Source organism: Kitasatospora sp. NPDC001527, assembly GCF_040298605.1.
Lineage (GTDB): Bacteria > Actinomycetota > Actinomycetes > Streptomycetales > Streptomycetaceae > Kitasatospora.
The window spans coordinates 1-26,528 of record NZ_JBEPAM010000070.1 but is presented as its reverse complement, the minus strand read 5'-3'; the positions used below and the strand labels follow the sequence as shown (position 1 = coordinate 26,528).

Here is a 26,528-nt window from a genome sequence, read left to right as displayed (position 1 = left end):
GGCGAAACCTCGGGCCGCGTGCGGGGCGGACCGGAAGGCCAGGGCCGGGGCCTGCCTGGGGACTTGCGCTGTGTGCGGGATTGCCGGGGCCGCACCCTGGATTCGGCCCCGGCACGATGGGCTACTCCTCCGGCGGTCCGGTGTACACCGGGACCTGGAACGACTCGCCGGCCCGGATCGTGACGTCGTGTCCGGAGACGTTCTGGACGTTCAGCACCTGTTCCCCGTCGCCGGAGTCGCCGATGCCTGTGGTCACGAAGTAGGCGGGCGGGATTCTGTTTGAGAAGTCGGGATTCCGCATGGCTGCTCCGTAATCAGATGTGAACAGGGACAGGGCCGCTCCCGTCCAGTTGTAGCCCGGCCGCCACGGGGGGCAACCGCGCGCCGCAGGGAACCGCCCGAACGAGTGCCACAGATGCGTACCGGTCCGCCGACGCCTCGCCGGCCGGTGCAACGGCCGACAGGCTTGCGGCGGAGGCGCGCGGCGCGCGTCACGCATTGGAACGGCGTCGCCGGTCGTACGGGCACGCCATCGAGGCCGCTCCAAGCCCCCCCCGCGGCGGCGGCGGGGGCGGGCCCGCCGTGTGGGGTTCCGTCGGTCGGGTCGGGCTGGGCCGGTCAGTTGGCGCCGGGCGGGTAGAACTGGCGGGCCCAGTGCCGGTAGATGCCGACGGACTGGTCACCGGCCGCGAGCCGGGGCCTGGGCTCGTACCGCTTGTGGTTCCAGATCGGCACGTCCTGAAGGATGACCCTGGCGGTCATCCGCAGCGTGGAGCGGGCGACGGCCCTGGTCAGTGCCGCGCGGGCCGCCGGGAGGTTCAGGCCCGTTACCCGGCCCGGGTCGGTGACCTCGCGGGCCGCCGCGACCCGCAGCACCGTGCGCCAGGGGCCGGTCGGGGTGGGCAGGCCCCAGAGGTGGACGGCCATGCCAAAGCGCGGCAGTTCGAGCTGGGTGAGCGTCCACCCGAGCCCCGCCATCAGCGTCGACTTCTCCCAGGAGAGTCCGCCGAAGACCGGGATCCGGCCCGCGGTGGAGCGCAGGTACGGCCCTTCGGGCGTGGGCGGCGTCACCTGGCGCACGGCCAGGCGGTGGAGCGTGCCGAGGTGCCGGTAGTCGGCGACGTTCTCCATGACCTCCTGCGGGTGGTGTCCACCTCGACGGCCCACGCGCCGTGGGCCACACCTGCGGGCCGGGCAGGGCGGGCAAAGTTCCCAGCTCGGCGGGTCGTCCTCGTGGCCGTGCCAGACGTGGAGGAAGCCGTTGCGTTCGAGGACCCGCTTGTGCTCCACCCTGGTGCGCAGCGGCACACCGTCCGGATCGCTGACGCAGGAGCCGTCGGCCCCCAACGTGAAGCGGTGGGACGGGCAGACCAGCGTGTCGCCTCGACCGTGCCGCCGAAGCCGAGGTGGGCGCCCATGTGGGGGCAGTAGGGCCGGGTGGCGCGGACCTCTCCGCCACGGGTGCGGTAGAGGACGACATCCTCGGCCGCGAACCTCCGGGTCAGCACGGCGCCCCGGCGCAGCTCGCGGGAGAGGGCCAGGCAGAACCAGCCACTGGGCGTCGGAAGCGCCGGCCCGGCGATGGCACGGCCGCCGCCCCGGCACCAGATCCGCGACTTCGCGTCAACTCCCGCTCCGGGCAAGCCGCCGACCGGGTGACCAACCACCTCCCACCCTGGGCCGCCGGTAGACGTGACCTCATGATCACCACTGCCAGGTGACGCCGCGGCGACCACCGTCCCTGCCACCGGGACCTCCGTACGCCGCGAGCTTCCCGAGCCCCGCCCGTCGATGTCGCGCGCGCCGAGCTCGATGAACCGGTCGTCGAGGCCCCGCACAGCATGGCGCCGGGTACTCGCGCGAGCGGTCCCGCACCGGATCAAGATCTCCGGCGAGTGCGACACCCGTGTTATCTGCACTGCTGGTTCCGGAGACTCACGGAGAGCCAGTGGCAGTACAGCGATGTAGCTGAAGATCGCTGTCTGAGGCACGTGGGGCACCGCAGCTCCGGAGAAACCTGCTGGATAGGTGCGCGGTGACCTGTCATGGTGTCGCCGTGTCTGACGAACCGATAGAGCTGTCGCCGATGCCGGGCTCGAAGTGGTCGGCTGGATCCCTGCGGATCATGAGCTGGACCGTCCGCGCGAGTGAGATCTCGGTGCGGCTGGGCATTACCCCTGATCACGAGTACGAGCGGGGAAGCCTCTCAAGTCCACGGAACCCACTCAGCCGTCGGCGTGAGGCCGCCATCTGGATTCTCAAGAGTGGTCTGGAGAAGGACCGATGGCCAGAGGAGCACGTCGCCGAACTCCTCCGTCGTCTGGTCGGCAAGCACGACGAACTGGCGAGCCTGACCGCTGACTGCACGTTGGAGTTGCTCCTCGGCTTCGGCAGTGAGAGCGGCCAGGGCGGATGCGCTATCCCCTCCGCACTCCTGCGAGAAGCCGGAGAACTCGGCCTCGACATCACGCTTGACCTGTACCCACAGGCACCCGACGACTGTGCCGGTCCCGATCACACGGCCGATGGTCCTGACCGGCCCGACGCCGAGGCAGGATGGCACGGCCCTTTCTATCGAGTCCGCAACAACGACTTCGAGATCCGCTTCCTCCCGGATCCGCACGAGGATCTCGACGACGTCTGCAACACCGATGCCGAAGTCCTCCTCCCTGACGGATCACAGTGGGGCGCGACGATCCTGACCGTCGACGAAGTCGGCCGGCTGAACGGGTGCCGTCGCCGCCGCGGCCGGTGGGGCGGGCCCTGGTGCGCTCGGCCACGTCGGCGCCGAGGAGGCGGGCACGCTCGCGCAGCTGCCGGTCGAAGCGGGCACGGTCGAGGATGCTGTGCTGGGCGGCGAGGCCGACAGGTTCGCGTAGCAGGGCAGGTGGCGGCGCGGATCGAGGACGTCCTGTGCGCCGAGGTCGTGGAACAGGGCCCGGGCGGCGCTCCGGTGGCGGCGTCGGCGAGCAAGACGGTGCGGCCCGCGCCGCGCAGCGCCGGGGCGGCGGCGGATCCGGCCGGGCCGCCCGCCGACGACCACCACGTCGTACGCGGGCTCGGCGGCCGGGCGGACGGTGTGGTCTGCCGTCAAGAGGGCCCTCGGTGAAGGCCGTTGGCGGCGTCCTCCGCGAAGGGGGCGAGCTTGTCGACGCAGCCGACGGCGATGTCTACGTGCAGGGTGACCGGGTTCCGGTCATCCGACGCCCCCGTCTGCTCACCAGCCACCGGCGGCGTCGGCACGGACCTGCTCGACTCGGCCGCCTGAGGCCCCCGGGGCCGACCGACCCAGGGGCGCTGCCGCACGAGCGCCCGCCGGCACCCCGGCCGAGGAGCGTGCGGGCCCCTCCCCCCACGGCGCGGCGTGCCGGCACGGCGAGACGGCCCGCGGTCACGTCTCGATCAAGCGCCCCATCCGCCACTGCATTCCACGGCCACGTAGCGCTTCACACCGTTGTAGATCACCGGCGCCCAGGTGTTGTACTGAGGGGCGCCCGAGCTGCACCGGTACCAACCTCCGGTCTCTTCGTGTTCGCAGCTCTGCGGTGTGAGGCGGGTACCCGTGTACCTGGCGATCAGTTGGCCTGTGGAGCTCTTGGTTGCGCGGATGTTGATGTAGCCGACGTTGGAATCGACGTAGAGGTAGCAGGAGGCGGACGTATGGGCGGGGCCGGCCGCTTGCGCCTGGGCGGGCATGGAGATCGCGCCCAGGACAAGTGCCGTCCCGACCCCCGCGCGGGCGAGAACACCGTTCAGACGCATGAGTTCCTCCGTGGCTCGGCTTGCGATGCTTCCCGTCACTACCCGGATCCAGCTTCCGCACCTGCCCGAGTCCGGCGCCGGCTTCTCGTGCGGATCCCGTCAGCCATTCTGATTGCCCCGTCCCGGCGACGGTAGAGGGCTCGGGAGCGCGCGCAGGGCGCGCGGTTCGACCGCGTACACCGAGCCTGACGGTGAACCAGCAGAGGCGACGCGGGAGAAGGGGTGACCGCGGCGGTGACCGCGGCTCACTGCCGAGGCCGGGGCCACCTGGTCTTGGCGGGACCGCCGGGCAGCGGTGCGCGGGCGCCTGGGCCGGGGCGGCGCGGCCGGCCTCGGTGGCTGGTGTCCCCCGGGCCGGCGGTCGGACAGGACAAGCATCGAGGAGGTATCGGCCATTCCTCCTCGCGGAGTCTTATCGAGCTGGTCTCCCGCCCCGACCATGAACCTGTCCGTACAGGATTCCCGCGAGGGGAGAGAACATGGGACTGCGCGCGAAGATCACCGCAACTGCCGTGGGGGCGGCCGCAGTAGCCGTGATGCTCACCGCCACGACTCCTGCCGCGTACGCGGCGGCCGACACGAGCGGCCCTCGCCCCGGCGCGCGCGAGGTCTCCGCCGCCGGGTGGACACCGACCACCACGGTGAACAACGGCCCGATCAGGGAGTGCTACGCGGCCACCTGCGCCGAGGTGTGGCGGCCGGGCCCCGGCGAGACGGTGTACTGGAGCCACTACGCCTACAACTCGTCCAACAACCGGTGGTACTACGTCCAGTACGTCGTCGGCAACGGCACGCCCCATACCTTCTACGGCTGGATCTACTGCGGCAACGTCACCGCTCCCTGCTGAAGCGGCAGACGAGGACGGGCACGGGTGAGGTCCACGAGAGTCCTGGCGCCGGCCCTCCGCCCGCCGCGGTGCGGACCCCTGCGCCCGGTCCGGTCCAAGGCGCGGCACGGCCGTGAACATCGGCGGATTCCCGAGCGGTGGCGCGTCCGCGTCTGACAGCATCCTGGGGATGCCGCCGGAGAACGGGGAGAGTCGATGGAAGCGTTGCGGCCGGGCGACCCGGAGCGGATAGGCGCCTACCGGCTGGAGGGGAGGCTGGGAGCCGGTGGGATGGGGCAGGTGTTCCTCGGACGCACCCCGGGAGGGCGGCCGGTGGCGGTCAAGCTGGTCCACGCGCCGTACGGGCACGACGCGGGGTTTCGCCGGCGCTTCGCCCAGGAGGTGGAGGCGGCCCGGCGGGTGGGCGGCTTCTTCACCGCCCAGGTGGTCGACGCCGACGCGTACGCGGACCGTCCCTGGGTCGTCAGCGCCTTCGTGCCCGGGCCCACGCTGCAGGCCGCGGTCGCCGCCCACGGGCCGCTGCCGGCCGCGACACTGCGGGTGCTGGCGGCCGGGCTGGCGGAAGGGCTGGGCGTCATCCACCAGTGCGCCCTGGTGCACCGCGACCTCAAACCGGGCAACGTCATCCTGGCCGCCGACGGGCCGCGCATCATCGACTTCGGCATCGCCCGTGCCCTGGACTCCGTCTCGCACTCGACGGCCGGGTCCGTGCGCGGCACACCCGCCTACATGTCCCCCGAACAGGCACGCGGCAACACCTCCGTCACCGGTGCCAGCGACGTGTTCTCCCTCGGATCCGTGCTCGCCTTCGCCTCGACGGGCACCGCCCCGTTCGGCGACGAGGGGCCCGTCGCCACCGTGATGTACAGGATCACGCGGGAGGAGCCGAACCTGTCCGGCACCGACCACGAGCTGCGCGGCCTGGTGGCCGCCTGCCTGGCCAAGGACCCGAACGCCCGGCCCACGACGGCCGAAATCGTGCACGCTCTCACCGACACCGACACCGACCGGGACTGGCTGCCCGCCCCGGTCACCACGATGGTGTTCGACGCCGCGACGCCGGCCGACCCCGGCCTCGGTCGTCCCGTCGGCCCGCCTCCGCCCGCACGGCGGCGCGGCCTGTCGCGGTTCGCCCTCCGGCGCGGAGAACCGGCGGGCCCGCCCCCGGCCGCCGCGAACCCGACGGCGGTCGAGGACGGCTGGAACGGCCTGCCGTGGGGAGCGGGCATCGCACAGTTCCGGGCCCGCTTCCCGAACGCGTACCAGGAGGAGGGGTGGTGGCTGACCGGCACCGGCCCCGAGACGTTCTGCGGAATCGAGATGCACGCCCAGTACTCCTTCAACGACCGCGGCGAACTCGGCTTCGTGGCCTTCATCCCCGAGGCGGAGGACCGCGGGAAACTCCCCGTGGCCGTGATGAACACGCTCGGCGCACCCGACGGCACGACAACGGCATGGACCCGGGGTGACGTCGTGGTGGAGGTGAAGGTCGCAGGCGTCGTCGCCACACTCGCGCATCGGGTGTTCAGCACCCGCTGACACCACCGCACACCGCCCGGGAACCATGGACGCCGAGCACCGGATCCGGGACGGCGCGCGGGTGGACCACGACGTGCTCGACCCGGTCCTCGGGGCGCACGGCGGCCCACAGGAGCTCGCGGGCATCACCGGGAGGCGGGCAGCCGGGCGGAACCGGCCGACCCCTCCCCCGCGCCCCTCCACCCGACCGCGCTGTGCCACCACCTCGTCGGCAGGCCTGAATCAGCGAGCGACGGCCCTCGACCGTTGCAGCTCTGGGACACGGTGCGACGGCGGCCGAGCGGCAGCCTCGCCCCCTCCGGAAGTCCCGCCCTCGGCAGACCGCCTCGGCCGCCATCGGCCCGGCCCGCCGGTGGGCACTGCTCACCGGTCCCGGACAGAACAGCCTGTTCCGGGACCTCCGCGGCGAGACGTCGCCGACCGTGGCGATTCCGGGCGTCGGCGGTTCCCGCACAGCGGTGCGCCCCGACGGCGGACTGCCGGTCACGTCGATGGGCAACGTGTCGGACGTGTCAGTGGACCGGCCGGCGACCGTCACGTCGGGTCCCGGGCCGTCGGACGTCCTGGAGTTCAACGCGGACGGCGCGTTGCCGGCCACCAGCGACAGTACCGGGGCTGTCGTTCTCCGGGACAGTCAGGTGAAGCCGCGCACCGGGACCCTGGCCCGCACACAGCCGTCGCCGGGACACGTCACCGCACTGGCGTTCTCCCGCGACAGCCGCACACCCGCCGTCGCGACCCTGGACGGCGCCATCCGGCTCTGGGACCTCGCCGCCGACCAGCCGATCGGCGTCCCGCTCCCGTCCGCAGACGACACCGTGCACGCGCTCGCCTTCGGCCCCGACGGCACCACGCTCCACGCCTCCGGCCGGCACGTGCCACTGCAGCGCCGCGATCGGCCCGGCCGCCGCCGACCACACCTGCCGCCGCACGGGCGGCGGCCTGCTGACCGCGGTCTCCGCTCACCGGCTCTCGGCGGAACCGTCGCGCGGCATCAGGTAGTCCGACAGGACCGTCGCGGCGTCGGGCGTAGTGGCCCGCAGCGCGACCATGCCGGCCACGATCGCCTCGCACAGCTCGGCCCGGAGGGCCTGCGCGTGCGGGTGGTCGGGGCCGGCGCTGGCCCGTCCGTCGAGCGCGAGCGCACGTGCACCAGCCTCGGTCAGTGCGAGGAGCTGCCCCCTCAGCGGCGACTCGCCGGAGCCGGCGCGGTGCTCCTTGAGCTGCGTGTGGAGGCGGTCGATCTGCGCCCACACCCGCGGCCTGCCGACGCGCAGGTGGCCCTCCAGCTGTCGGACGTAGTCCTTGAGGTGCGGCGGGACCTTCATGCCCGCCACCTCGGCGATCGGCACCAGGCGCAGCTCCCGCCCCTCCCCGAGGACCAGCCGGCCGGGGTCGACGTCGACGATCGCGTGGAAGTGGCGGGTGCCGCCCGTGTCGGTTCCGGCGGTGACCGGGTCGAAGGGCAGCAGGCCTTCGACGTCCAGGCCGGTCTCCTCGCGCAGTTCCCTGCGGGCGGTCTCGTACGGGGTCTCGCCGGCCTCGGCTCGGCCGCCGGGGACGACCCAGTGGCCGGGCCAGCAGATGTCCGGGCGGTCGTCGCGCCGTTGGAGGAGGATCTCGCCCCCGGGGGTGGTGATCATGATCTCGGCGCCGGTGAAGTCGGTGCTCATCGGTCAGGGCGTCCTTTCGGCGTGGGGAGCCTTCTGTCGGTGGGGCAGGACGGCGGCGCGGCCCGCGGCGAGATCGCGCAGGTCGGCGAAGGCACGGGCGGCGGGACCGCGGAAGCGACGGTGGGGTGTTACGGCGCGACCGCTCGCGGACGGGTGCGGGCGGCGACCATCCGCAGGTGCTCCTCGAAGAACCAGCGGGGGTCCCCGCCCATCCGGACCAGTAGGACGAGCGCGGTCACCGCCACGTCGCAGGCCTCCTTCCGCACGTCGTCCCAGTCATGGGAACGCCCCTTGCGCGGGTTCTCGCCGAGCGCCCCGATCGCGGCTTCGGCGACCTCGCCGACCTCCTCCTGGAGCTTCACGATCTGCACCAGCCAGCGCTGCTCACCGAGCATCGAGGAGTGTGAATCGAGGCTTTGGGCAAGGGAGTTGAGCGTGTTCCAGGTGTCGTCCATGGCGCGGGATCCTGCCGCTGTTCGAATTGCTCGTTCAACACGGGCGGTTCTCGGCGAGCCTGTGGCGAACGCGGCGTTTTCGAGCAGCAGTCCAGGCGGCCCCCGCCCCGGATCCGCCGGGCGTTCCCACGGCGGACGCGCTCCCACCTGGATCCGGGCCCTCCCCCGAAGTTCACCTGACCGGGTGCACCGCGGCGCGCCCGCCCCCTCACGTACGGGGGCGGCCCTCACGGCAGAGGGGCAGCAGCTCAGCCGAGGAGCAGCGGCAGCTTCGGTCCGATACTCCCGAGCGCCGCCAGCTGCGAGCGCTCGGCGGGCGTCGCGGCGCGTCGGCCGGTGCCGACGAGCAGCGCGTCCGCGTCCGCGAACGAGGCCGGGAACGGGGCTCCGGCGACGCGTTCCAGCAGCCGCCGCGCCGTGCCGAGCCCCTCGGCGGGCGGGCCCGGCACCTGCGGCAGGTGGGCGACCAGGTCCAGGTGGTGCAGCGTCCACTCCAGCACGTAGGCGTCCAGGTAGTCGCCCGCGGTGAGCACCTGTCCCTGGGTGCTCACCCGCAGACCCGGGTCGGCGAGCTCCGCGGCACGCCCCGCCGCGGAGCCGACGTCGTCCAGGTGGAAGCGCAGCAGCGCCGGGTCCCCGTACGCGGCGGCCAGCCGGACGGTCAGGGCGGCCAGCGGGTCCTCGCCGTCCGGCGGCCTGTCGGCCACCTGCCAGTACGACGCCGCGTCCCTGGTCGGCTCCGCCGGGGAGGGGGTCACCAAGGTGATCAGGACGTCCTGGGCGTCGATCACCAGATGGCACACCAGGTCGCGGACCAGCCAGCCGGCGCACCCGGAGGGCCGGGCGAAGTCCTCGGCCGCGAGCCCTTCCACCGCCGCCCGCAGCGCCGTCCACGACGGCCCGAAGAGTCCCATCGCAGCACGCTACCACCGCCCGCGCCCGGGCTCCCGGGCGTGAACGCCGAGGATCGGCGCGCGACCACGACGGCCTGTCGCGCTGGGGCGCGGCGTTGGGGTGCGGCGTCGGTTCGGGCGCCGGGGGTGTGGTTGTGGCACGGTGGCGGGAGGCTGCCGGTGCCGTGCGCCGCGGGGGGGAGCGACCAGGGTCAGGAGGCGGCCGTGCGGGCCGCCTCCAGCTCGGCCACCAGCCGTCCGACCCGCTTGTTGGTCCCGCCCGAGCTGTGGCCCGACAGCATGTACAGCTGGTCCGTCGCGCCGGAGGCCAGCACCAGTTCCGGGACGTCGGACGAGTAGACCTTGCCCTGCAGCACGGCCACCCGGACCTCGCGGATGTCCGCCCACCCGTAGGAGCGCGCCCCGAGCAGCCCTGAGTACTTCAGCCCGGCTGGCCCGTAGGAGACGCCGAACACCGGCGCGCGCACCGTCAGCACCGCACCCGGGACGCCGAGGACCAGGACCGGTACCAGGGGGCCCACCCCGCGCGCCGCCTTCGTCGTCGCCCATCCCGTCGCGATCACCACGGCGATCAGCAGGCAGGCGCCGCCGAGCAGGAAATAGGTGAGCGAGCCGGCCGTACGCCTCTTCCGCTCCCGCATGTCCCTGCCCCTCTCCGCAGCGCGCTGCACCGTCCGTGGTCCGGGAAGGCCGCCACCACCCGTGGATCAGCATACAAACGGCGGCCCGCGCCACGGGGCAGGGCGTCCGGCCGACGGGATCGCGGCGATCGGGCCACGCGCCGGTGCGGCCCGTCGGCCCGCTCCGGTGCCACGCACCGCCGATGACCGCCGATGACCGCCGTGGTCCGCACCACGGCGGTTCGCCGCCGGCGCGGGAACGGTCGTGCCTCCTGTCCGGGACGGGCCCGACACGGCTCCCCCGGCGTTCGCGCTGTTCATCACACCTGCCCCGGCCCGTCCCGCCCCCGCCGGTCCGGCAGGGGAACGGGCCCGAATTCGACGGACCTCGAAGGGCTTTGTCCCATCGAATCGCACACGGTGAGACTGGACCGGCAGCCGCGAACGGGACCACCGGGACCGGCCGCAACGCACCGCCCGCGGCAAAGACCTGAGGGAGTGTCCGCGCCGATCGGGGCCGCATTCCCTCGCCCGAAGCCACCACCGAGGAGTTCCCATGAGCCGTTCGCCCACCGTCCGTCTGCGCGTCAGCGCCGTGGCCCTCGTCGCCTCGGCCTGTCTGCTCGGGGGTGCCGCCGGCGCCCAGGCCGCTCCGGCCGGCGCCGAGGCCGCCCGGAGCGGCCCGAGCCGGGCGGTCGCCGCGACCGAGATGGCGACGTTCACGGCTGCCGGTACCGGCGGATCGATGGGATCGGCCATCGAGAGCGCGGCCAACGTCGCCTACTCCTACGCCCAGAGGGCCGGCTGGCAGCGGAGCCAGTGCTACCTGCGCGCCTCCGAGGTCAGGTCGACCGGCAGCGGATGGTTCTCCGCCGTCGCCGAGGTGTTCTGCCAGCGCTGAGGCACAACCGATGTCCACCAGGAACGAAACGAAGGAGAATGACATGAAGTCGATGCTCGTCCGGGGCGGCGCCGCCCTCGTCCTCGCGGGTCTGGCCGTGCTCGCGCCGACCGCCGCCCACGCCACCACCACCGCTGCCGCCACCACCGGCGCCGTCGCGCAGGAGACGCAGAACTTCACCGGATTCGCCTACGAGAACAGCCCCAAGGAGGCGAAGCGGGAGGCCGAGACGATGGCCCGCCAGCATGCGCTGCTCAGCGGGTTCCTCAACGAGCAGTGCGTGCTGCTCTACGCGAACTCCTACCGGCTCGCGCCCGGCTACTACGGGGCCAACGCCGCGATCAGCTGTACCCGCTGACCACGTCGGGCGTCCCGCTGAGGCGAACCGGCTCGGTTCGCCTCAGCGGGACCGCGGTCGCCCGCGTCGGCTACTGCGGCCGGCCGAGGCCGGCGGGCAGGAAGGTCACCTGCGGCGCGCCCGTCCGCGGATGGACGGCGACCTCCGCCGTCACGCCGTACACCTCCGCGAGCAGCCGCGGTGTGAGCACCTCGGCGGGCCGCCCGGCGGCGGCGATCCGGCCGGCCCGCAGCACGTACAGCCGGTCGCAGTAGTACGCCGCGAGGTTGAGGTCGTGCAGCGCCACCAGGACCGTCGCGGGCAGCCGCCGCAGCGTGCCGAGGACCTCCAGCTGGTGCCGGACGTCGAGGTGGTTGGTCGGTTCGTCGAGGACGAGCAGGGACGGCTGCTGGGCGAGCGCCCGCGCGATCAGGACGCGCTGCCGCTCACCGCCGGAGAGCCGGTCGAACGCCCGCCCGGCGAGCCCGCCGCCGTCGACCGCGGCGAGCGCGGAGCCGATCAGCGCGGCGTCCTCGGCGGTGTCACCGTCGAGCAGCCGCTTGTGCGGGCTGCGGCCCATCGCGACGACCTCACGGACGGTCAGGTCGAAGTCCGCGACCTGGTCCTGCACCATCGCCGCGACGGTGCGGGCGAGCCGGCGGACGGGCAGCGCCCGGGTGTCGGTGCCGTCGAGAAGGACCCGCCCGGCCTCGGGGCGCAGCACCCGGTAGACGGCACGCAGCAGGCTGGACTTGCCGCTGCCGTTCGGTCCGACCAGGCCGACCACCTCGCCGGGCCGCGCGGCGAGCGAGACGTCCTCGACCAGGCGGCGGGCCCCGGCGGTGAGGGTGACCCCGTCGACGGCGAGGTCGGCCGCGCTCACGACGCGCCCCGGCCGGCGGCCCGGCGGGCGTCGCGGCGCATCAGCCAGAGGAAGAACGGGCCGCCGCAGAGCGCGGTGAGCACGCCGACCGGGATCTCGACGGGCGCGGCGACCACCCGGGCCGCGATGTCGGCCCAGACGAGGAAGACCGCGCCGCCGAGCACGGCGGTCGGCAGGACCCTCCGGTGGTCGCCGCCGACGACGAGGCGCACCACGTGCGGAAGCATCAGGCCCACGAAGCCGATCGGCCCGGCCGCCGCCACCAGCACGCCGGTGACCAGCGAGAGCAGGACGAACATCCGGGCCCGGTAGCGCGCCACGTCCAGCCCCATGGTCGCGGCGGCCTCCTCCCCGGCGAGCAGCAGGTTCAGGTTGCGGGCCTGCGGCAGCAGGACGGCCAGCCCGAGCAGGACGGCGGCGCCGGGCAGCCACAGGGTGTCCCAGGTGACGCCGCCGAGGCCGCCCAGCGTCCAGGCGAGGACGGCGCGGGCCTCGTTGCCCCGGCCGGTGGTGAGCAGCAGCAGGTCGAGGACGGCGGTGAGCACCGCGGCGACGGCCACGCCGGAGAGCACCAGCCGGGCGGAGGTGATCCGGCCGCCGGCGCGGGCCGTGGTGTAGACGAGCAGCAGCGCGCCGAGCGCCCCCGCGAAGGCCGCGGCGGACAGCGACAGCCGGCCGGACAGGGCGGCCCCGAACACGATCACGGCGACGGCGCCCAGCGAGGCGCCGGAGGAGACGCCGAGCAGGTAGGGCTCGGCGAGCGGGTTGCGGACCAGGGCCTGGAGCGCGGTGCCGACCGCGGCGAGCCCGGCCCCGGCGAGCGCGCCGAGCAGTACCCGGGGCGCCCGGACGTCCAGCACGATGGTCTCCCGGGCCCGGGACCAGTCCGGGGGCGAGCGGTCGGCGCCCAGCGCGTGGGCGACGATGCCCCACACCTGCCCGGGCGGCACCCGTACCGAGCCGAGGGCGAGCCCGGCGGCGGCGGAGAGCAGCAGCGCGACGGCCAGCACGCCGAGGACGACGGCGAGGGCGGCGGGCCGCCGGTCAGTGCCGGCCGGCGGCCGCTCCGCCGCCGGGGCGCCGTCGGGGTCGGCCGCGGCCGGTGCCCCGGCGGCGGGGCGCGGGGCCGTCACCGGAAGCTCCCGGGGTGCAGGCCGCGCGCGAGGTCCTCCACCGCGTACGCGGACCGGACGCCGACCAGGGCCGCGGTCAGCGGCAGGACGACGAACCGCCGGTTCTTCACGGCCGGCACGTCCGCCAGGGCCGGCTGCGCGAGCAGGAACCGCTCCTTCTCCTCGACGCTCCCGGCGTCGGCGTAGTCGTACACGGCGATGACCTCCGGCCGGCGCTCGACGACCTGCTCCCAGGAGACGTCGCCGAAGACGGCGTCGAGGTCGGTGAAGACGTTCCGGCCGCCGGCCAGCCGGATCAGCTCGGTGCCGAGGCTCCGGCCGCCCGCGGTGAACGGCGCCTTGTCGCCGCTGTCGTAGACGAAGACCGGTACCCCGGGGGTGCCCGCGACGGCGCCGGCCGCCCCGGCGACGCGGCCCTCCAGGTCCGCGACCAGGGCCTCGGCGCGCTCCTGGACGCCGAAGATCCGGCCGAGGGTGCGGACCTCCTCGTAGGTGTCCGCCATGGTGACCCGCCGCTCGCCGCAGTACTCGCGGTTCAGATGGGTCCGGATCCCGGCGTCGGTGAACGCCTTGCGCGAGCGGCCCTCGTTCTCGGCGAAGGCGCTGCCGTACCCGCCGTAGACGAGGTCCGGGTCGGCCTCCAGGATCTTCTCGAACGACGGCTCCTTCGCCGCCAGGACCGGGATCGACGCGTAGTCCTCGCGCAGCGCGGGCAGGACGGGCGAGTCGGGGAAGGCGGTGCCGACCATCCGGTCGCGCAGCCCGAGCGAGAGCAGCAGTTCCGCCGGGTGCTGGTGGACGGTGACGACCCGGGCGGGCGGCCGGTCGTAGGTGGTGGTGACGCCGCAGTTCCGGACGGTGAGGGGGAAGCCGCCGGCCGCCGGGGCTCCGCCCGCCGCCGGGCCGCTGCGGGCCGGGGTGCCGCAGCCGGCCGCGGCCAGCAGCGCGGCGGCCATGGCGAGGGCCGCGGCGCCGCGCCCGGCGCGGCGCGCGCGGGCCGGACGCGCAGGACGGACGGGACGGAGAAAGCGGAGAGGACGGGTAGGACGGAGAGGACGGGTAGGACAGCTGGAACGGTCGTGCACAGCAAGCCTCCTGGGGAGTCCGCGCTCCTCGGAACGGGCCCGCGACGGGCCAGTGTCCTGACTCCCGGGGCGGCGCGGCGCGCCCTCCCCGGTCACAGTGGCGGGACCGTGCCGGACTCGCACCGGCTTCCTGTCCCCGTCGCGGCGGTGTCGTGGTGGTGGTGCCCGGCCGGGGCCGGGGGCGCGCACGCCCCCGGCCCGGTCGTCACGCCGGGCGGATCGCCCGCAGCACCAACCGCTCGGCGTTCTCGTCGTACGGGCGGCCGTCGAAGCCGCCGAACACCTCGATCCGCTCGAACCCCGCTTCCTCGGCCATCCGGCGCAGCTCCACCGCGCTGTAGACGAACCACACCAGGGTGGCGCGGGTGACGCGCTCGCCCCGCACCATCACCCAGTCGCTGCGCAGCCGCGCCCAGTCGTCCAGCACCGTGTCGGTCTGGACGACGAGGTCCTCGCCGCGCCGCACCACCTTCGGCGGGGTGACCCGGCGGGCCAGCAGTTCCTTGCCGGCCAGGTCGAGGACGAGCGTGCCGCCGGGCGTCAGGCTGTCGTGCATGGTGCGCAGCACCCGGGCGTTGTCGGCGGGGTCCTCGAAGTAGCCGAAGGAGGTGAACATGTTGAGCACCACGTCGAACTCGCCCGGCGCGTCGTACGCGCGCGCGTCGGCCCGCACGAACGTCACCTTGGCGCCGGCCGCGTCGGCCAGCCGCCGGGCCCGCTCCAGCATCGCCGGGCTGAGGTCGACGCCGGTCACCGTGTGGCCGCGCCGCGCCAGGGGGACGCTGAACACGCCGGGCCCGCAGCACAGGTCGAGCACCCGGGAGCCGGCCGGGAAGTCCAGCAGCGGTGAGGAGCCGAGCAGTTCCTCGGCCTGCGCGTGGCGCTGCTCGGAGAACAGGAAATCGTGGAACTCGGTCCAGAAGTCATCGTCCTGGAACCCGCCCGTCCGTGTCATGCGGCCTCAGTGCTCCTTCGTCGTCGTGCGGTCGGGGGTGGGGCCCGGCGGCGCGGGAGCGCAGCGCGAGCAGCAGCGGGGGCAGCAGCAGGCACTGCGCGGCGGCCAGCAGCCAGAACAGCCCGGTGTGGCCGGCCCGTTCGGAGAGTCCGTAGAGCTGTCCGCCGAGGACGCCGCTCGCGCAGGCGCCGAGTCCGGCGCCGAGCCGCTGCTGCCCGAAGACCACGGCGTCCGAGCGCGGGCTGCGGGCCAGCGCCTCCAGGTCGTTCTTGAGGAAGAGCACGATGTCGCCCAGGGTGATCAGCGCCCCGCCCGCCAGCAGCGCGGGCCGGGTGCCGGCGGCGAGCACGGCCAGCCCGGCGGCGAGCCCGGCGAAGCCGCCCGCCAGGGCGAGCGGGTAGGGCATCCGCCGGATCGCGTCGGACGCGAGTGGCTGCACCACGATGACCAGCGTGAAGCAGAGCAGCAGCACCAGGCTGTAGAAGGTGCCCGAGGCCCGCTCGACCGCGTACATCGCCAGGAAGTGCTGGAAGTGGAAGTACAGGTAGAAGGCGAGCGCGTTGGCCGCGAACGGCAGCGGCGCGATCCCGGCCAGCAGGCCCCGCCCGGCCCCGGGGCCCCGCTCCTTCGCGGCCCCGGCGGGCAGCCCGGCGTGGCCGGCGGTGACCAGCACGAACAGTGCCGTGGCGGCGAGGAACAGGTAGCCGGGCGAGGAGAGCACGAACGGCCCGGCGATCAGCGGCCCCACCGCCATGCCGGCGTTGAGGGCGGCGTTGCCCGCCGACAGGAACGCCGGCCGGCGCGCCTCGTCGACGCCCCGCACCAGGTACGCCTTGTTGGCGGGCAGGTACAGCGCGGCGCCGCAGCAGGTCAGCACGAGCGCGCCGACCGCCAGCGGCGGCCAGCGCAGCGCGAGCAGCAGGCCGACGAAGCCGGCCGTGCGGACGGTCAGCGCCCACAGCATGGTGCGCCGCAGCCCGATCCGCTCGGCCAGCGCGCCGCCCGCGATCCCGCCGGAGAACTGCACCAGGGAGGCCGCTGCCAGCACGACACCGACCGTGCCGAGGCCCATGCCGAGCCGTTCGTGCAGGAAGACCGACATGAACGGCAGCACCATGAAGCTGCCGAGCGGGATCAGGAACGAGCTGAGCAGCAGGAAGCGCAGCGGTCCGTCGAGCGTGCCGAGCGCGGCGCGCAGCCCCGCCGGGCCGGCGGTGCGGTCAGCCACCGTCGGCCCCGCCGCCCCCGCCCCGGGCCGCGGGCGGCGCGACCGGCTCGGTCAGCACCCGCAGGGCGTTGGCGGCGGCGACCGCGTGGTGGGTGGCCAGTTCGGCGGTCTCGCCCTCCGCGTAGACGATGCCCGCGTAGCCGCGGCTGTCGGCCAGGTGCTCGACCAGGTCGCCCGCCGACCTGACCGGGTACCAGGCGGGCGAGCCGGGCAGGCCGGCCAGCCGTTCCAGCCCGGCGACGCCCGTGAACACCCCGGGCGCGGCCGGGTAGCCGAGGACGAAGGCGACGGCCGGGCCGCCGGGCGGCTCGGCGTCCATCAGGGCGGGGCGGCGGCCGAGCGCGGCCTCGACCAGCGCCTCGTACACGTTGACGCCGAGCGCGCGGCACAGGCCCTCGCCGACCAGCGCGCCGCCGATCCGCGGGTTGATCTCGACGACCTCCGGGCCGTCGGCGGTCAGTACGAACTCCACGTGCGCGAAGCGGTCGGTGTAGCCGACGGCGGCGAGGACGTCGGCGAGCCACCGCTCCAGCGCGGCCCGGCGCGGCGGCGGGAAGGCCACCGGGAACGCCGTGATCTCCTCCCGGAAGTACGGCTCGGGGGACATCAGCCGGCTGGAGACGCCCAGCAGCCTCGTCCGGCCGTCCCAGCCGAGCGTCTCGGCGCTGTACACCGGCCCGCCGAAGTACGGTTCGGCGAACAGCCGGCCGCGGAACTGCCGCCCGGCGGCCTCGGCGAGGACGGCGTCCAGCTCCGCCGGGTCGCGCACCAGCCAGACGTTCTGGCTGCCGGTGCCCGCGGTGTCCTTGAGGACGGCGGGCAGGCCGGGCTCCTTGAGGAGTGCCTCCGCCGCCTCCGGGCCGCCCCCGGTGACCGGCACCGCCCGGCCGCGGGTCAGCCCGGCCTCGTACAGCCGGCGGCGCACCGCCGACTTGTCGCGGGTCAGCCGCAGCACGGCCGGGTCGAGACCGGGCAGGCCGAGCCGTTCGGCGAGTTCGGCGGCCACCAGCGTCCAGGTGTCGGTGGAGCTGATCAGGCCGCGTGGCCGGGGGGAGCGTTCCAGCAGCGCGGTGAGCCCGTCCACGTCGAAGGTGTCGGTCTCCACGACGTCCAGCGCGTCCGCCGGCAGCCGCTCCAATTCGTAGGTGTAGGAGGACCGGTCGCCGGTGAGCAGGGTCAGCCGCTCGCCGAGCGCGTCGGCGGCGCGCACCAGGTGGCCGAGGCCGAAGGTGAGCGATTCCAGGCAGACGATGCTCATGCCGCCCGCTCCTTCCGGTGCGGCGGGCACGCGGTGCGCCGCCAGGCCATCGTGGACCAGGGCATGGACATCTCCTCGGGGGCGGAGACCTCGACCGGTTTCAGCGCGACCGGGTCGGGGGCCTCGGCGTGCCGGGCGAAGACACGCTCGACGTAGCGGTGACCGGTGTCGGCACCGATCACCAGGTGCAGCCGGTCGGGGTGGCGGCGCGCCTCGTAGGTCGCGGCCAGGTAGCCGGCGCCGGTGGACAGCCCGGCGAAGACGGCGTGGTCGCGCAGCAGGGCGACGGTACCCGCCATGGCGTGGGTGAAGTCCAGCCAGTGGATGCCGTCGTAGAGGTGGTGGCGGACGTTGTCGAAGACGATGGACGAGCCGATCCCGGCGATGATCGCCTCCGGGTCGTGGTGCCCCTGGCTGCCGAAGGTGACGCTGCCGAAGGGCTGCACCCCGACCAGCCGCACCGACGGGTCGAGGGCGCGCAGCCGGGTCGCCACCCCGCCGGTCGAGGCGCCGGAGCCGACGCCGCCGACGACGGTCAGCGCGGCGCCGGGGAAGGCGGCCGCGATCCGGTCCGCGACCTCGTGGTAGCCGAGGTAGTGGACGTCGTCGTGGTACTGGCGCATCCAGTGCCAGTCCGGGTGCGCGGCGAGCAGCTCGCGCACCCGCCGCACCCGCAGCTCCTGGTCCAGCTTGAGGTCGCGGGACGGCACGACCTGCTCCACGGTGGCGCCGAGGATCTCCAACTGGGCGCGGGTGGTGGCGTCGACCGTGGTGGACGCGACGATGTGGCAGCGCATGCCGTGCCGGTGGCAGGCGAGCGCCAGCGCGTAGGCGTAGATGCCGCTGGAGCTGTCCACCAGGGTCTGCCCCGGGCGGACGGTGCCGCGTTCCAGCAGGTGGCGGACGGCGGCGAGCGCCGAGTAGATCTTCATCGACTCGAACCGGACCAGCACGAGGCCGTCGGTGAGCCGGACGAGATCGGGGACCTTCAGGGCGTCGGCGATGTGGGGGTGGATCACCCGTAGCCTCCTTGGGCGAAGGAACACTGGTGGCCGAGCGAGTGGAAGAACGCGGACAGGTCCGACTTGAGCGCGGCGTCGGGGCGTCCGGGGAGCAGGTAGCCGATCAGGCAGCCGGTGTGGGCGACGAAGATCCCGTCGGCGCCGAACTCCTCGCGGTGGGCGAGTAGCGCGTCGAACGTCGCCTTGGGGAGCACCTGTTGGGAGAGCGCGGCGCTCACCGTGGCCGTCCGCGCGACGGCGGCCGGGTCGCCCGCGGCGAAGCCCTTGAGCAGGTCGGCCAGGCAGCGCCGGTACTCCTCGCCGTGCCGCCGGTAGTGCCCGAGCAGCAGGTCGGTGACGGCGGCGGTGTCCACCGTGCCGGGCTCGGTGATGTACGCGGTGTGGAAGCCGATGCCGGTGCCCAGCCGCCGCACCACCCGGTGCCGGCCGCTCAGGTACAGGGCGAACTCGTCGAGGAAGACGCTGTCGGCCCGCTCGATCTCGCGCAGCACGGCGAGCACCACCCCGGTGTCGTACGGCAGCGCGAAGAGCCGGAACAGGCAGCGCAGCGTCGCCACGATGTCGGCGGTCGAACTCGCCATGCCCACACCGACGGTGAGGTCGGAGTGCACGCACCAGCGGCCCGGCGGCAGGGTCAGCCCGAAGCGTTCCAGGAACAGCCGGGCCGCCGTCGCGGCCTTCGCCCCGAGCGGCAGCGGGTCCGGCGGGTCCGTCCCCCGGGTGAAGTGCACCCAGGAGTGGCGGTCGACGGGGAACGACACCACCGCGATGTCAGGGCGGGAACGGGCGCGCAGCGGTCCCTGGTACAGCTCGCCCAGGGTGCCGTGGCAGACGCCGGAGACCGTGCCGCCCGGCGGCGGGGCGGGCCGGGCCCCTCCGGTGGGGGTCACCATCGCGCCGCCCGGGCCGCCTGCGGGGCGGGCCGGCCGTCGCCCGGTGCGGGCGGGCGGAACTCGCGCGGTCACGGACACGTCCTCCTCCTCGTTCCGAGCCCCGCGTCACGACCCGGAGGAGGAGGGCACGGCGCGTCGTCGCACGCCGCGCAGCCGTCCGTACCGCCGACCCAGTCCACGAGGTCACCGTGCACAGCCCGCACGTGGGGGTGCGGGCGCAGCGGCAGGTCTTCGGACTCGCGGGCCGGTGCGCCGGGGGGACCGGCGCACACCTACCGGCCGTCGCTTCCCAGGCCTTGGCGGAGCCGGGCCCAGTGCTGTTGACGGCTTTCGTTCCCACTCACCGCTGCGGGACAGTCCCGGATTCCCACCGGGTTCCCTCTTGCGTCGCGCCGCCGAAGTCCGGTCGGACAGGAGGCGCGAACCGGCTGCGGACATCAGCATACGAGGGCGCGCGCTCCGGTGGCAGGGCGCGCGCGGACGGTTGTCCGAATTGCGATCGGTCCGCGGGCCGGGGCGTCGGGGCGCTGCTGCGGAAGGGCCGTCGGCCCACGAGCCACTGTGGCCGGATAGGGGCTCGGCAAGCCGGAGCCCCTCCGCCACACTGGTTCGTCACACCGCCCGCCGCACACCGCCACCGGTGTCCCGCCGTTCGGGAAGGTCCACGATGCTGCCTGGGACGACGCCGGGGGACGACGGTTCGCACGCCCCGCCCGCCGCCGGGAGGCGGCCCGCCGGGCGCGGCGCCCTGCGGGCCGACCTGCGGGCCGCGCTGCCCGACGCGAGCGCGGCGGTCGGCGTCACCGCGGCGGTGTTCGTGCTGCTGTACGTCCGGATGGACGCGGGCACCTCGGCGACGGTGGCGGTCATGCCGTTCATGGACGACGCGGGCACGTACTGGATGTACCTGCTGAGCCAGGCGTTCGGCTGGTCGGGGCTGCTGTGGGCCTGGGGGACGGTGGTGCTCGGGCTGCTGCTGTCCGGTCCGCGGCCCGGCCGGCTGCCGGTCGCCCGGCAGACCCTGGAGCGCTGGCACCGCACGACGAGCCTGACCACGACGGCCCTGATGTTCGCGCACGCGCTGATGTTCGCGGCCGAACTCGTGCGCTACGAGGCCGAGTCGGCGTGGGGCGACCGGCTCTGGTCGGGGTTCGCCGACAGCTTCGTGCCCGGCTGGTACGACTCCGGCACCGGCCGGATCGCCATCCCGCTCGGGCAGGGCGCGCTCTACCTGGCCGTGCCGCTCGGCCTGTTGTTCTACGTGCGGCACCGGTTCGGGCCGAACACCTGGCGCCGGCTGCACCGCTTCGTGATCGTCGTCTACGTGCTGAGCGTCTGGCACACCCTGCTCTACGGGACCAACGTGTGGTTCGGCGAGTGGCCGCGCACCGTCGTGTGGCTGCTGCAAGTCCCGGTCGCCGTACTGCTGTTGGCCCGGCTGCTGCGGCCGGCCCGGCGGGCCGGGCGGCTGGGGGCGCCGGGGCGGGACGGGGCCCGGTCGCTGCCGGTCTGGGTGGTGCGGGCGCTCGGACGGGTGGCGGTGGCGGCCCTCGTGGTCGGCCTGATCGCGGTGGTGGCGTCCGGTCACGACGGCGGGCGGGCGCGTCCGACGGCGCCGCCGGCCTCGGACGGGCAGGCCGACGGCACCGGGTGAGTCACCGTGCGTGACGCCAAGGCCCAAGGGGGGCCGTTCAGCTCCGGCCCCGTGTTCGGACCTCGGTGTCCTCCGGGCGCGCCCGGCCTCGGTCCGGCCACACCTCGATGTGGTCGGCCTCCAGCACCAGCCGCACCCGGTGCGTCAGGCCCAGCGGCTCGGTGAACTCGTGCGGCAGCTGGAGCCGGCCGACCCGGTCCAGCACGGCGTACTCCTGGCCCTCGGCGGCGCCGTCCGCCCCGGCGGCGGCCGGGTGGCGCAGCACCTCGGCGGAGGTGCGGCCGTCACGGATCCGCACCGTGCGGCCGACCTGGTCGGCCACCAGGGCGTCGTGGGTGACGATGAGCACGGTGGTGCCCAGTTCGGTGTTGGCGGTGCGCAGGGCGTCGAAGACCTCCTCGGAGGTGGCGGTGTCCAGTTCGCCGGTGGGCTCGTCGGCGAGCAGCAGTCGCGGTTCGTTGGCCAGCGCGACGGCGATCGCCACCCGCTGCTGCTCGCCGCCGGAGAGCATCGCGGGGGTGCGGTCGGCGGCTCCGGCGATGCCCATGAGGCCGAGGAGCTCCCTCGCCCGGCCGCGGCCGTCGAGCGGCACGCTCACCGTGTGCGGAGCGCCGTCGGCCGGCAGCGGGACCTCCACCTGCTCGGACAGCCCGGCGGCGTCCCGTATCCACAGCCGCAGACCCGGCCCGGGCGCCGGGACCGGCAGGTCGGTGACCGCCTGGAAGGTCACCTCCAGGGCGCCCGGCTCTCCCGGCAGGGCGATCCCCTGCGCGGGTACGCCGGCCAGCGGAGCCAGCAGCTCCGGGAGCAGACGCTCGCTCTGGTCCCGGCGCAGCGCGGGCAGTCCCGCGACGGAGGCGGCCTCGGTGTCCAGGCCGACCGTCGACACCAGGGTGCTGCCGACGAACGCGGACTGGTCGGCCACCGGGGTGAGCCCCGTCACGCCCGGCAGCGCGGCCAACCGGGAGCGCAGCTGTGGCTGGGAGCCGGACGCCCCGGACAGCCGCAGATCGGCGCCGACCGTGAAGAGCGCCCGGTCGCGGTCGCTGTCCGGCAGGGCGCCCAGCACTCCGGCGGCCAGGCTGCTGCAGGCCACCGCCAGCAGCGTCACCAGCACCGGCACCGCCTGGCGGCCGGTGTCGCGGCTCAGCCGCCAGGCGCCCAGCGGCAGCACCAGCCCGCGGGCCCGGCGGGCCGTCCGCTCCAGCAGCCGCCCGGCCGCCGGCAGCACCCGCAGCAGCAGGACCGCGCCCGCCACGGCCATGGCCATCGGTGCGAGAACCAGCGTCACATCGGCGCGGGAGTCGAATCCGGCGCTGGTGTCGGTCACCACCACGCCCCCGTAGTGGCGCAGTTGGAGGTAGCCGAGGAGCGCCACGGTGAGCAGCGCCAGGTCCGCGCCGGCCCGCTGCAGGCCCAGCCGGCGCGGACTGCGACGGCGCAGCGCGCGCAGGGCCCCGGGGTCCAGCGCCTGCCGGGCGAGCGGCAGCAGCAGGGCCGCGCCGTGCACCAGGAGCGCGAACGCGGCGGCCCACCAGACGGTCCGGCCGTCGGCCGCGGCCAGCCCGTGCGCCCCGGCGGCACGCAGCAGGGCCGCGAGCAGCGGCTCGGCCAGCAGCAGCCCGAAGAGTGCCGCCGGGACCGCGGCCACCGCCCACTGCGCGGTCGCCGCCGCCAGCAGCCGGGGCGTACCGGCACCGCGGGTGCGCTGGAGCGCCTGCTCGGCGGCGACCGCGTCGGCCAGCCGGCGGGCCGTCAGCACGAGCACCAGGGCGGCGAGCAGGGCGAGCAGGGCGATCGGCACGGCCGTCAGGGACCTGGCCGTCAGGGCCGGCACCACCTGGCCGTCGACGGCGGCGGGCAGCCGGCTGCTCACCTGGGTTTCGTCCAGCGCGGGCCGACCGCCGTGGTAGACGGAACGGGCGGGGTTCGAGCGGGTGAAGGCGGCCACCCGGTCCCGTAGCGCGGCGAGTTCGGACAGGCTCGCCCCGGCGGGGTCGGGCAGGGCCAGCCAGAGGGCCAGCGTGCGGCTGCGGTAGGCGGGGAGCGCGGTCAACTGGCGGCCGTCGACGGGCATCAGGGCGGTTCCCGCGCCGAGGGCGCCGCCGAGGCCGGTCCAGACCGCGGCGGCCCGCGGGTCGGCCCGGTAGACGCCGGTCACGGTGAGTGTGAGCGGCTCGCCGGTGCCGGGGGAGCTGATGACCGCGCTGCTCCCGGTGTCCAGGCCGAGCCGGTCGGCGGCGTCCTCCGGGAGGGCGACGCGCAGGTGGCCGCCGGTGGCGGTGTCCGCCGGCGCGGCCGTGGCAGCCGGCGCGTCCGGCCAGCTTCCGCCGCGCAGCCGGGCGTAGCGGGCGGCGTCCGGCAGCGCGACGGGGAGCACGGTGAGCGCGGTGTCGGTGGCCCACCGGCGCCCTTCGGGCGGCAGCGGCAGGTCCACGGTGCCGGCGGCGCGCAGGGCGTTCTCGGTGCGGAACGGGATCGCGCCCATCGTCTTGACGAGCGCGGCGTGCACCGCCGGGTCGGCGGCCGGCAGGCCCTGCGCCGACCAGCGCGCGGTCACCTCCACCGACCGCCCGGCGTCGGCGGCGAGCCGTTGGCGTACCCCGGCGGTGGCGGCCGACTGGGCCAGTCCGGCCAGCGCGGCGAGCACCGCCGTGGCCACCAGCACGCTCACGGCCACGGCCGTCAGCACCAGCCCGTGCCGCCCCGCCCGGCGCCCGATCCGGCGCGCCGCTTCCGCCACTGCCATCCACCGCTCCCCTCGCCGCCGTCCCAGCGGGAGGGGAGCACCTCCCCCGCGGACCTGCCACGGCGCGCATGTGGTCTGAACCAATCCCGATGAGCTCGCATCGTTCCAGACGGTTCGCCAACTCTTCGGACAGGAGGCCTGGTTGTGTCCGTCCGGGCCGAGGCTCTGCCCGAACGGACACGTGGCAACCGGCTTCGCCCGCCACTCCCCCCGCCCACTCCCCCGGTCACCGCCGCCGGGGCGACGGGGCGCAGGGTGTCCCTCCTCGCCGAGGTGCGACGGGCTCGGTGGGGTTGCGCGCCCGGCAGGCTCACACCCCGAGAATCCCCGCTCGTCGCGCCTGCAGTTCGGAGCGGACGAGTTCGAGGACGCGCCCTGACCAGTTACGGCCCCGGCCGGCGTTGTCGCCCCAGAAGGCCGAGTTCATGTCGTCGTAGATCAAGGTGGCGTCGTCCGTCGCCAGCAGGACCTCGGCCAGCTCGGGGTGCTGGTCGTACTTGGCGCGCAGCAGGCGCGTCATGACGGCGGTTCGGGCGTGTTCCCAGCCCTCGCGGCGGGGGGCCTCGGCCGCGAGGGTGCGCGCCGCGGCGGCGGTCCCCGCCGCGGCGATCGCGTGCCGGGTCTCGGGCTCGGCGGCCGACAGGGCCCAGTAGGCGTGGGCGACGGAGGGGTAGTCGGTGTCCGCGACCGTGATCGGGGCGGGGTAGTCGTGGCGCAGGCCGAGCTTGCCGGGATCGTCCACCGGCTTGCTCGGGAACGAGTGGTAGAGCTTGACGGCCGGGGCGCGCGGTTCCGCCGGTCCGTCCGCGGGGACGCGGGTGCGCGGCGGTCACCACGCGCAGCCGGGCACGCTGCCGGTCTTCGGGGGAAGGCGGGAAGGAGGCACGCACGCGAAGCCGGCCGCGCGGACCCCGTGGGGGCCGCGAGGCCGGCTCTCTTCCTACCGGCGGCGTGACGGGCGGGGTGACGGGCAGTCGGCGTCGCGGGCGGGGAGGACGCCGTCGAGGAGGTAGCGGTCGACGGCGGCGTCCACGCAGGTGTCGCGGGCGGCGAAGAGGCCCGCGTAGACGGTGTGGCGGTAGGCCCCGCGCAGGGTCACGAGCCGCGAGCCGGTCAGGGCGCGGTGGGCGGAGAGCTGGCCGGGGTAGGTGGCGGCCGGGTCGCCGTCGGCGCCGACCAGCAGGACCGGGACGGCGTTGCGCACCCGGGTGGGCGGTTCCGCAGGCTCGGCCGGCCAGAAGGTGCAGGGGGTGAGGTTGCGGGTGAGCGGGCCGAACAGCGGCTCGTCGGCGCGGTGGGCCTGGATGTCGCGGTAGTAGGCGAGCGGGTCGCGCGAGGCGGCGCGGTCCGCGCACATGATCGCGGTCTGCGTGGCGGCGTAGCCTCCGGTGTCGGGGGCCGCCAGGCCGGTCAGCACCGCCTCCAGCAGCGCGGTCGGCCGGGCCGGACGGCCTTCGGCGGCGTCGAGCAGGACGCGCGCCAGGGCGGAGAACTCCTCGTAGGCGGCGTCGTCGTCGCCGGCCGACACCGTCCACAGCACCTGCGGCAGCGCCCGGGCGTCGACCCGGTGGGCGCCGACCGCCAGCGGGGCGCGTTCGGCGGCCAGGCGCACCCGCTCGACCGAGGCCAGCACCTCGGCGGTGGTCGCGCCCAGGTGGTGGCGGTCGTCGTGGCCGGCCGCCCAGGCCGCCCAGGCGGTGAGCGCGGCCCCCATCGCGGGGCCCTGGGTGGCGGTCAGGTCGGGGCCGAAGCGGTCCGGGTCCATGGCGGCGTCGAACACCGCCCGCCCGACCCGGTCCGGGAACAGCTGGAGGTAGACCTCGCCGAGGTAGCTCCCGTAGGACGAGCCGAGGTAGGCGATCGTCGGCTCGCCGAGGACGGCGCGCACCAGGTCCAGGTCCCGGGCGGTGTTGCGGGTGGAGGCGTGCGGCAGCAGGGCGCGGTACGGCGCGCAGCGGGCCGCGAGGTCCTTGGCGAGCTCGGCGGCCCGGTCGAAGCCCAGCCGGTCGGGGCCGGCCGAGCCGGGGCCGGCCGTCGGCCAGCCGCAGTCGAGCGGGGTGCTGGCGCCGACGAAGCGCGGGTCCATGCCGACGATGTCGTAGCGGGCGCCGAGGGCCGGGGCGGCCTGCCGCAGGGCGAGGGCGAGGTGGCGGGCGGGGACTCCGGGGCCGCCGGGGTTGTAGAACAGGGTGCCCAGCCGGTGGGCGGGGTCGGTGGCGGGCAGCCGGGAGAGGGCGACGCTGAGCGTCCGTCCGTCGGGACGGCGGTAGTCGAGGGGGACGGTGACCTCGGCGCAGCGGGCGCCGGCGGCGTCGAGCTCGGCGCCGGCCGCGTCGTCCGGGCCGGTCGCGCAGGCGTGCCAGCGCGGCTGTTGGCCGCGCAGCGTGGCGAGCGGGTCCGCGGCGGCGGTCGCGACCGGCGCGGTGAGGAAGGTCAGGGCCAGCGCCGCCACGGCGGCGGCCGACTTGGCGGCGCGGATCACGGTGTTTCCCCTCGGGTGCCTCGGCGGGGGGGGGGGGGGGCCCCGGGGGGGGCCCCCCCCGCCCCCCCCGCCCCCCCGGGGGGGGGGGCCCCCCCCCCCCGGCCCCCCCCCCCCCCCCCCAGAAGACCAACCCCCCG

Annotated in this window: 24 protein-coding genes, 1 pseudogene and 2 riboswitches; of the genes and pseudogenes, 6 read left to right on the top strand and 19 right to left on the bottom strand. The window is 75.1% G+C overall.

The features are described 5' to 3' along the window. Positions 1–121: 121 nt before the first annotated feature. The 3 genes and pseudogenes from ABT238_RS35925 to ABT238_RS35915 form a co-directional block, all read right to left on the bottom strand. Positions 122–256 carry a hypothetical protein gene (locus tag ABT238_RS35925; RefSeq protein ID WP_350805323.1) on the bottom strand — a complete coding sequence of 45 codons (135 nt, stop codon included), beginning with the start codon at positions 254–256 and terminating at the stop codon, positions 122–124. Positions 257–618: 362 nt separating this feature from the next. After that, positions 619–1,290, bottom strand: coding sequence for a hypothetical protein (locus tag ABT238_RS35920; RefSeq protein ID WP_350805319.1), 672 nt, complete (start codon positions 1,288–1,290; stop codon positions 619–621). A 107-nt stretch (positions 1,291–1,397) separates the two neighbouring features. Further along, positions 1,398–1,667: pseudogene (locus ABT238_RS35915) on the bottom strand (Rieske 2Fe-2S domain-containing protein); the annotation flags it as partial. A 389-nt stretch (positions 1,668–2,056) separates the two neighbouring features. Here ABT238_RS35915 and ABT238_RS35910 point away from each other — a divergent pair. After that, on the top strand, positions 2,057–3,109 hold the full coding sequence (locus ABT238_RS35910; RefSeq protein WP_350805316.1) for a DUF4279 domain-containing protein: 1,053 nt from the start codon (positions 2,057–2,059) through the stop codon (positions 3,107–3,109). Between the two features lie 293 nt (positions 3,110–3,402). Here ABT238_RS35910 and ABT238_RS35905 read toward each other — a convergent pair whose 3' ends face one another. After that, a complete protein-coding gene (locus tag ABT238_RS35905) occupies positions 3,403–3,762 on the bottom strand; it encodes a hypothetical protein (RefSeq protein WP_350805310.1) in 360 nt (119 codons plus the stop codon). A gap of 479 nt (positions 3,763–4,241) precedes the next feature. Here ABT238_RS35905 and ABT238_RS35900 point away from each other — a divergent pair, with 479 nt between their 5' ends. Continuing rightward, complete coding sequence (locus tag ABT238_RS35900; RefSeq protein WP_350805306.1) at positions 4,242–4,610, top strand: hypothetical protein; 369 nt, start codon at positions 4,242–4,244, stop codon at positions 4,608–4,610. A 195-nt stretch (positions 4,611–4,805) separates the two neighbouring features. Beyond that, positions 4,806–6,149, top strand: coding sequence for a serine/threonine-protein kinase (locus ABT238_RS35895; protein WP_350805302.1), 1,344 nt, complete (start codon positions 4,806–4,808; stop codon positions 6,147–6,149). Between the two features lie 962 nt (positions 6,150–7,111). Here the strand turns inward: ABT238_RS35895 and ABT238_RS35890 are convergent. From ABT238_RS35890 to ABT238_RS35875, 4 genes are all read right to left on the bottom strand, one after another. After that, positions 7,112–7,822: an NUDIX domain-containing protein gene (locus ABT238_RS35890; protein ID WP_350564731.1), complete on the bottom strand. Its 711-nt coding sequence runs from the start codon at positions 7,820–7,822 to the stop codon at positions 7,112–7,114. Positions 7,823–7,950: 128 nt separating this feature from the next. Further along, on the bottom strand, positions 7,951–8,277 hold the full coding sequence (locus ABT238_RS35885; RefSeq protein WP_350564733.1) for a MazG-like family protein: 327 nt from the start codon (positions 8,275–8,277) through the stop codon (positions 7,951–7,953). Positions 8,278–8,525: 248 nt separating this feature from the next. Next, on the bottom strand, positions 8,526–9,191 hold the full coding sequence (locus ABT238_RS35880; RefSeq protein WP_350805289.1) for a maleylpyruvate isomerase N-terminal domain-containing protein: 666 nt from the start codon (positions 9,189–9,191) through the stop codon (positions 8,526–8,528). 191 nt (positions 9,192–9,382) lie between these two features. Further along, positions 9,383–9,832, bottom strand: a complete 450-nt coding sequence (locus ABT238_RS35875) for a hypothetical protein (RefSeq protein WP_350564736.1) — start codon at positions 9,830–9,832, stop codon at positions 9,383–9,385. Between the two features lie 535 nt (positions 9,833–10,367). On the opposite strand from ABT238_RS35875, the gene ABT238_RS35870 reads away from it, so the two are divergent. Together ABT238_RS35870 and ABT238_RS35865 are read left to right on the top strand one after the other, a co-directional pair. Continuing rightward, complete coding sequence (locus ABT238_RS35870; protein WP_350564738.1) at positions 10,368–10,712, top strand: hypothetical protein; 345 nt, start codon at positions 10,368–10,370, stop codon at positions 10,710–10,712. A gap of 43 nt (positions 10,713–10,755) precedes the next feature. Next, positions 10,756–11,070, top strand: a complete 315-nt coding sequence (locus tag ABT238_RS35865; protein ID WP_350805283.1) for a hypothetical protein — start codon at positions 10,756–10,758, stop codon at positions 11,068–11,070. Positions 11,071–11,140: 70 nt separating this feature from the next. Here ABT238_RS35865 and ABT238_RS35860 read toward each other — a convergent pair whose 3' ends face one another. The 8 genes from ABT238_RS35860 to ABT238_RS35825 all read right to left on the bottom strand — a co-directional run bounded on the left by ABT238_RS35860 (position 11,141) and on the right by ABT238_RS35825 (position 19,578). Next, a complete protein-coding gene (locus tag ABT238_RS35860; RefSeq protein ID WP_350805281.1) occupies positions 11,141–11,932 on the bottom strand; it encodes an ABC transporter ATP-binding protein in 792 nt (263 codons plus the stop codon). After that, positions 11,929–13,065, bottom strand: a complete 1,137-nt coding sequence (locus tag ABT238_RS35855; protein ID WP_350805276.1) for a FecCD family ABC transporter permease — start codon at positions 13,063–13,065, stop codon at positions 11,929–11,931. Before ABT238_RS35855 ends, ABT238_RS35860 begins: the two co-directional genes overlap by 4 nt. Next, a complete protein-coding gene (locus ABT238_RS35850; protein WP_350564745.1) occupies positions 13,062–14,021 on the bottom strand; it encodes an ABC transporter substrate-binding protein in 960 nt (319 codons plus the stop codon). Before ABT238_RS35850 ends, ABT238_RS35855 begins: the two co-directional genes overlap by 4 nt. Before the next feature lie 179 nt (positions 14,022–14,200). Continuing rightward, positions 14,201–14,283, bottom strand: a riboswitch (cobalamin riboswitch). Between the two features lie 72 nt (positions 14,284–14,355). Then, the gene (locus tag ABT238_RS35845; protein ID WP_350564747.1) at positions 14,356–15,105 is read right to left on the bottom strand and encodes a class I SAM-dependent methyltransferase; all 750 of its coding nucleotides are present in this window, start codon (positions 15,103–15,105) and stop codon (positions 14,356–14,358) included. Further along, a complete protein-coding gene (locus ABT238_RS35840; RefSeq protein ID WP_350564749.1) occupies positions 15,074–16,333 on the bottom strand; it encodes an MFS transporter in 1,260 nt (419 codons plus the stop codon). The genes ABT238_RS35845 and ABT238_RS35840 overlap by 32 nt, the downstream gene beginning before the upstream one ends. Further along, a complete protein-coding gene (locus ABT238_RS35835; protein WP_350564750.1) occupies positions 16,326–17,591 on the bottom strand; it encodes an ATP-grasp domain-containing protein in 1,266 nt (421 codons plus the stop codon). Before ABT238_RS35835 ends, ABT238_RS35840 begins: the two co-directional genes overlap by 8 nt. After that, positions 17,588–18,610 carry a cysteine synthase family protein gene (locus ABT238_RS35830; RefSeq protein ID WP_350805262.1) on the bottom strand — a complete coding sequence of 341 codons (1,023 nt, stop codon included), beginning with the start codon at positions 18,608–18,610 and terminating at the stop codon, positions 17,588–17,590. Before ABT238_RS35830 ends, ABT238_RS35835 begins: the two co-directional genes overlap by 4 nt. Beyond that, a complete protein-coding gene (locus tag ABT238_RS35825; protein WP_350805258.1) occupies positions 18,607–19,578 on the bottom strand; it encodes a GHMP family kinase ATP-binding protein in 972 nt (323 codons plus the stop codon). The genes ABT238_RS35830 and ABT238_RS35825 overlap by 4 nt, the downstream gene beginning before the upstream one ends. Before the next feature lie 133 nt (positions 19,579–19,711). Beyond that, positions 19,712–19,951: riboswitch (cobalamin riboswitch) on the bottom strand. 222 nt (positions 19,952–20,173) lie between these two features. Here ABT238_RS35825 and ABT238_RS35820 point away from each other — a divergent pair. Beyond that, the gene (locus ABT238_RS35820; protein ID WP_350805254.1) at positions 20,174–21,160 is read left to right on the top strand and encodes a ferric reductase-like transmembrane domain-containing protein; all 987 of its coding nucleotides are present in this window, start codon (positions 20,174–20,176) and stop codon (positions 21,158–21,160) included. Positions 21,161–21,197: 37 nt separating this feature from the next. Here the strand turns inward: ABT238_RS35820 and ABT238_RS35815 are convergent, their stop codons facing one another. The 3 genes from ABT238_RS35815 to ABT238_RS35805 all read right to left on the bottom strand — a co-directional run bounded on the left by ABT238_RS35815 (position 21,198) and on the right by ABT238_RS35805 (position 26,391). Then, positions 21,198–23,909, bottom strand: a complete 2,712-nt coding sequence (locus tag ABT238_RS35815) for an ATP-binding cassette domain-containing protein (protein WP_350805249.1) — start codon at positions 23,907–23,909, stop codon at positions 21,198–21,200. A 310-nt stretch (positions 23,910–24,219) separates the two neighbouring features. Further along, the gene (locus tag ABT238_RS35810) at positions 24,220–24,651 is read right to left on the bottom strand and encodes an NADAR domain-containing protein (protein ID WP_350805245.1); all 432 of its coding nucleotides are present in this window, start codon (positions 24,649–24,651) and stop codon (positions 24,220–24,222) included. A gap of 198 nt (positions 24,652–24,849) precedes the next feature. Continuing rightward, positions 24,850–26,391, bottom strand: a complete 1,542-nt coding sequence (locus ABT238_RS35805) for an alpha/beta hydrolase (protein WP_350805238.1) — start codon at positions 26,389–26,391, stop codon at positions 24,850–24,852. Between the last annotated feature and the right edge of the window lie 137 nt (positions 26,392–26,528).

Bases quoted from the DNA above. Each gene is read 5' to 3' on its own strand.
- ABT238_RS35905 (WP_350805310.1), bottom strand. From the start codon at position 3,762: ATGCGTCTGAACGGTGTTCTCGCCCGCGCGGGGGTCGGGACGGCACTT.
- ABT238_RS35900 (WP_350805306.1), top strand. From the start codon at position 4,242: ATGGGACTGCGCGCGAAGATCACCGCAACTGCCGTGGGGGCGGCCGCA.
- ABT238_RS35895 (WP_350805302.1), top strand. From the start codon at position 4,806: ATGGAAGCGTTGCGGCCGGGCGACCCGGAGCGGATAGGCGCCTACCGG.
- ABT238_RS35890 (WP_350564731.1), bottom strand. From the start codon at position 7,822: ATGAGCACCGACTTCACCGGCGCCGAGATCATGATCACCACCCCCGGG.
- ABT238_RS35885 (WP_350564733.1), bottom strand. From the start codon at position 8,277: ATGGACGACACCTGGAACACGCTCAACTCCCTTGCCCAAAGCCTCGAT.
- ABT238_RS35880 (WP_350805289.1), bottom strand. From the start codon at position 9,191: ATGGGACTCTTCGGGCCGTCGTGGACGGCGCTGCGGGCGGCGGTGGAA.
- ABT238_RS35875 (WP_350564736.1), bottom strand. From the start codon at position 9,832: ATGCGGGAGCGGAAGAGGCGTACGGCCGGCTCGCTCACCTATTTCCTG.
- ABT238_RS35870 (WP_350564738.1), top strand. From the start codon at position 10,368: ATGAGCCGTTCGCCCACCGTCCGTCTGCGCGTCAGCGCCGTGGCCCTC.
- ABT238_RS35865 (WP_350805283.1), top strand. From the start codon at position 10,756: ATGAAGTCGATGCTCGTCCGGGGCGGCGCCGCCCTCGTCCTCGCGGGT.
- ABT238_RS35850 (WP_350564745.1), bottom strand. From the start codon at position 14,021: ATGGCCGCCGCGCTGCTGGCCGCGGCCGGCTGCGGCACCCCGGCCCGC.
- ABT238_RS35845 (WP_350564747.1), bottom strand. From the start codon at position 15,105: ATGACACGGACGGGCGGGTTCCAGGACGATGACTTCTGGACCGAGTTC.
- ABT238_RS35835 (WP_350564750.1), bottom strand. From the start codon at position 17,591: ATGAGCATCGTCTGCCTGGAATCGCTCACCTTCGGCCTCGGCCACCTG.
- ABT238_RS35820 (WP_350805254.1), top strand. From the start codon at position 20,174: ATGCTGCCTGGGACGACGCCGGGGGACGACGGTTCGCACGCCCCGCCC.
- ABT238_RS35815 (WP_350805249.1), bottom strand. From the start codon at position 23,909: ATGGCAGTGGCGGAAGCGGCGCGCCGGATCGGGCGCCGGGCGGGGCGG.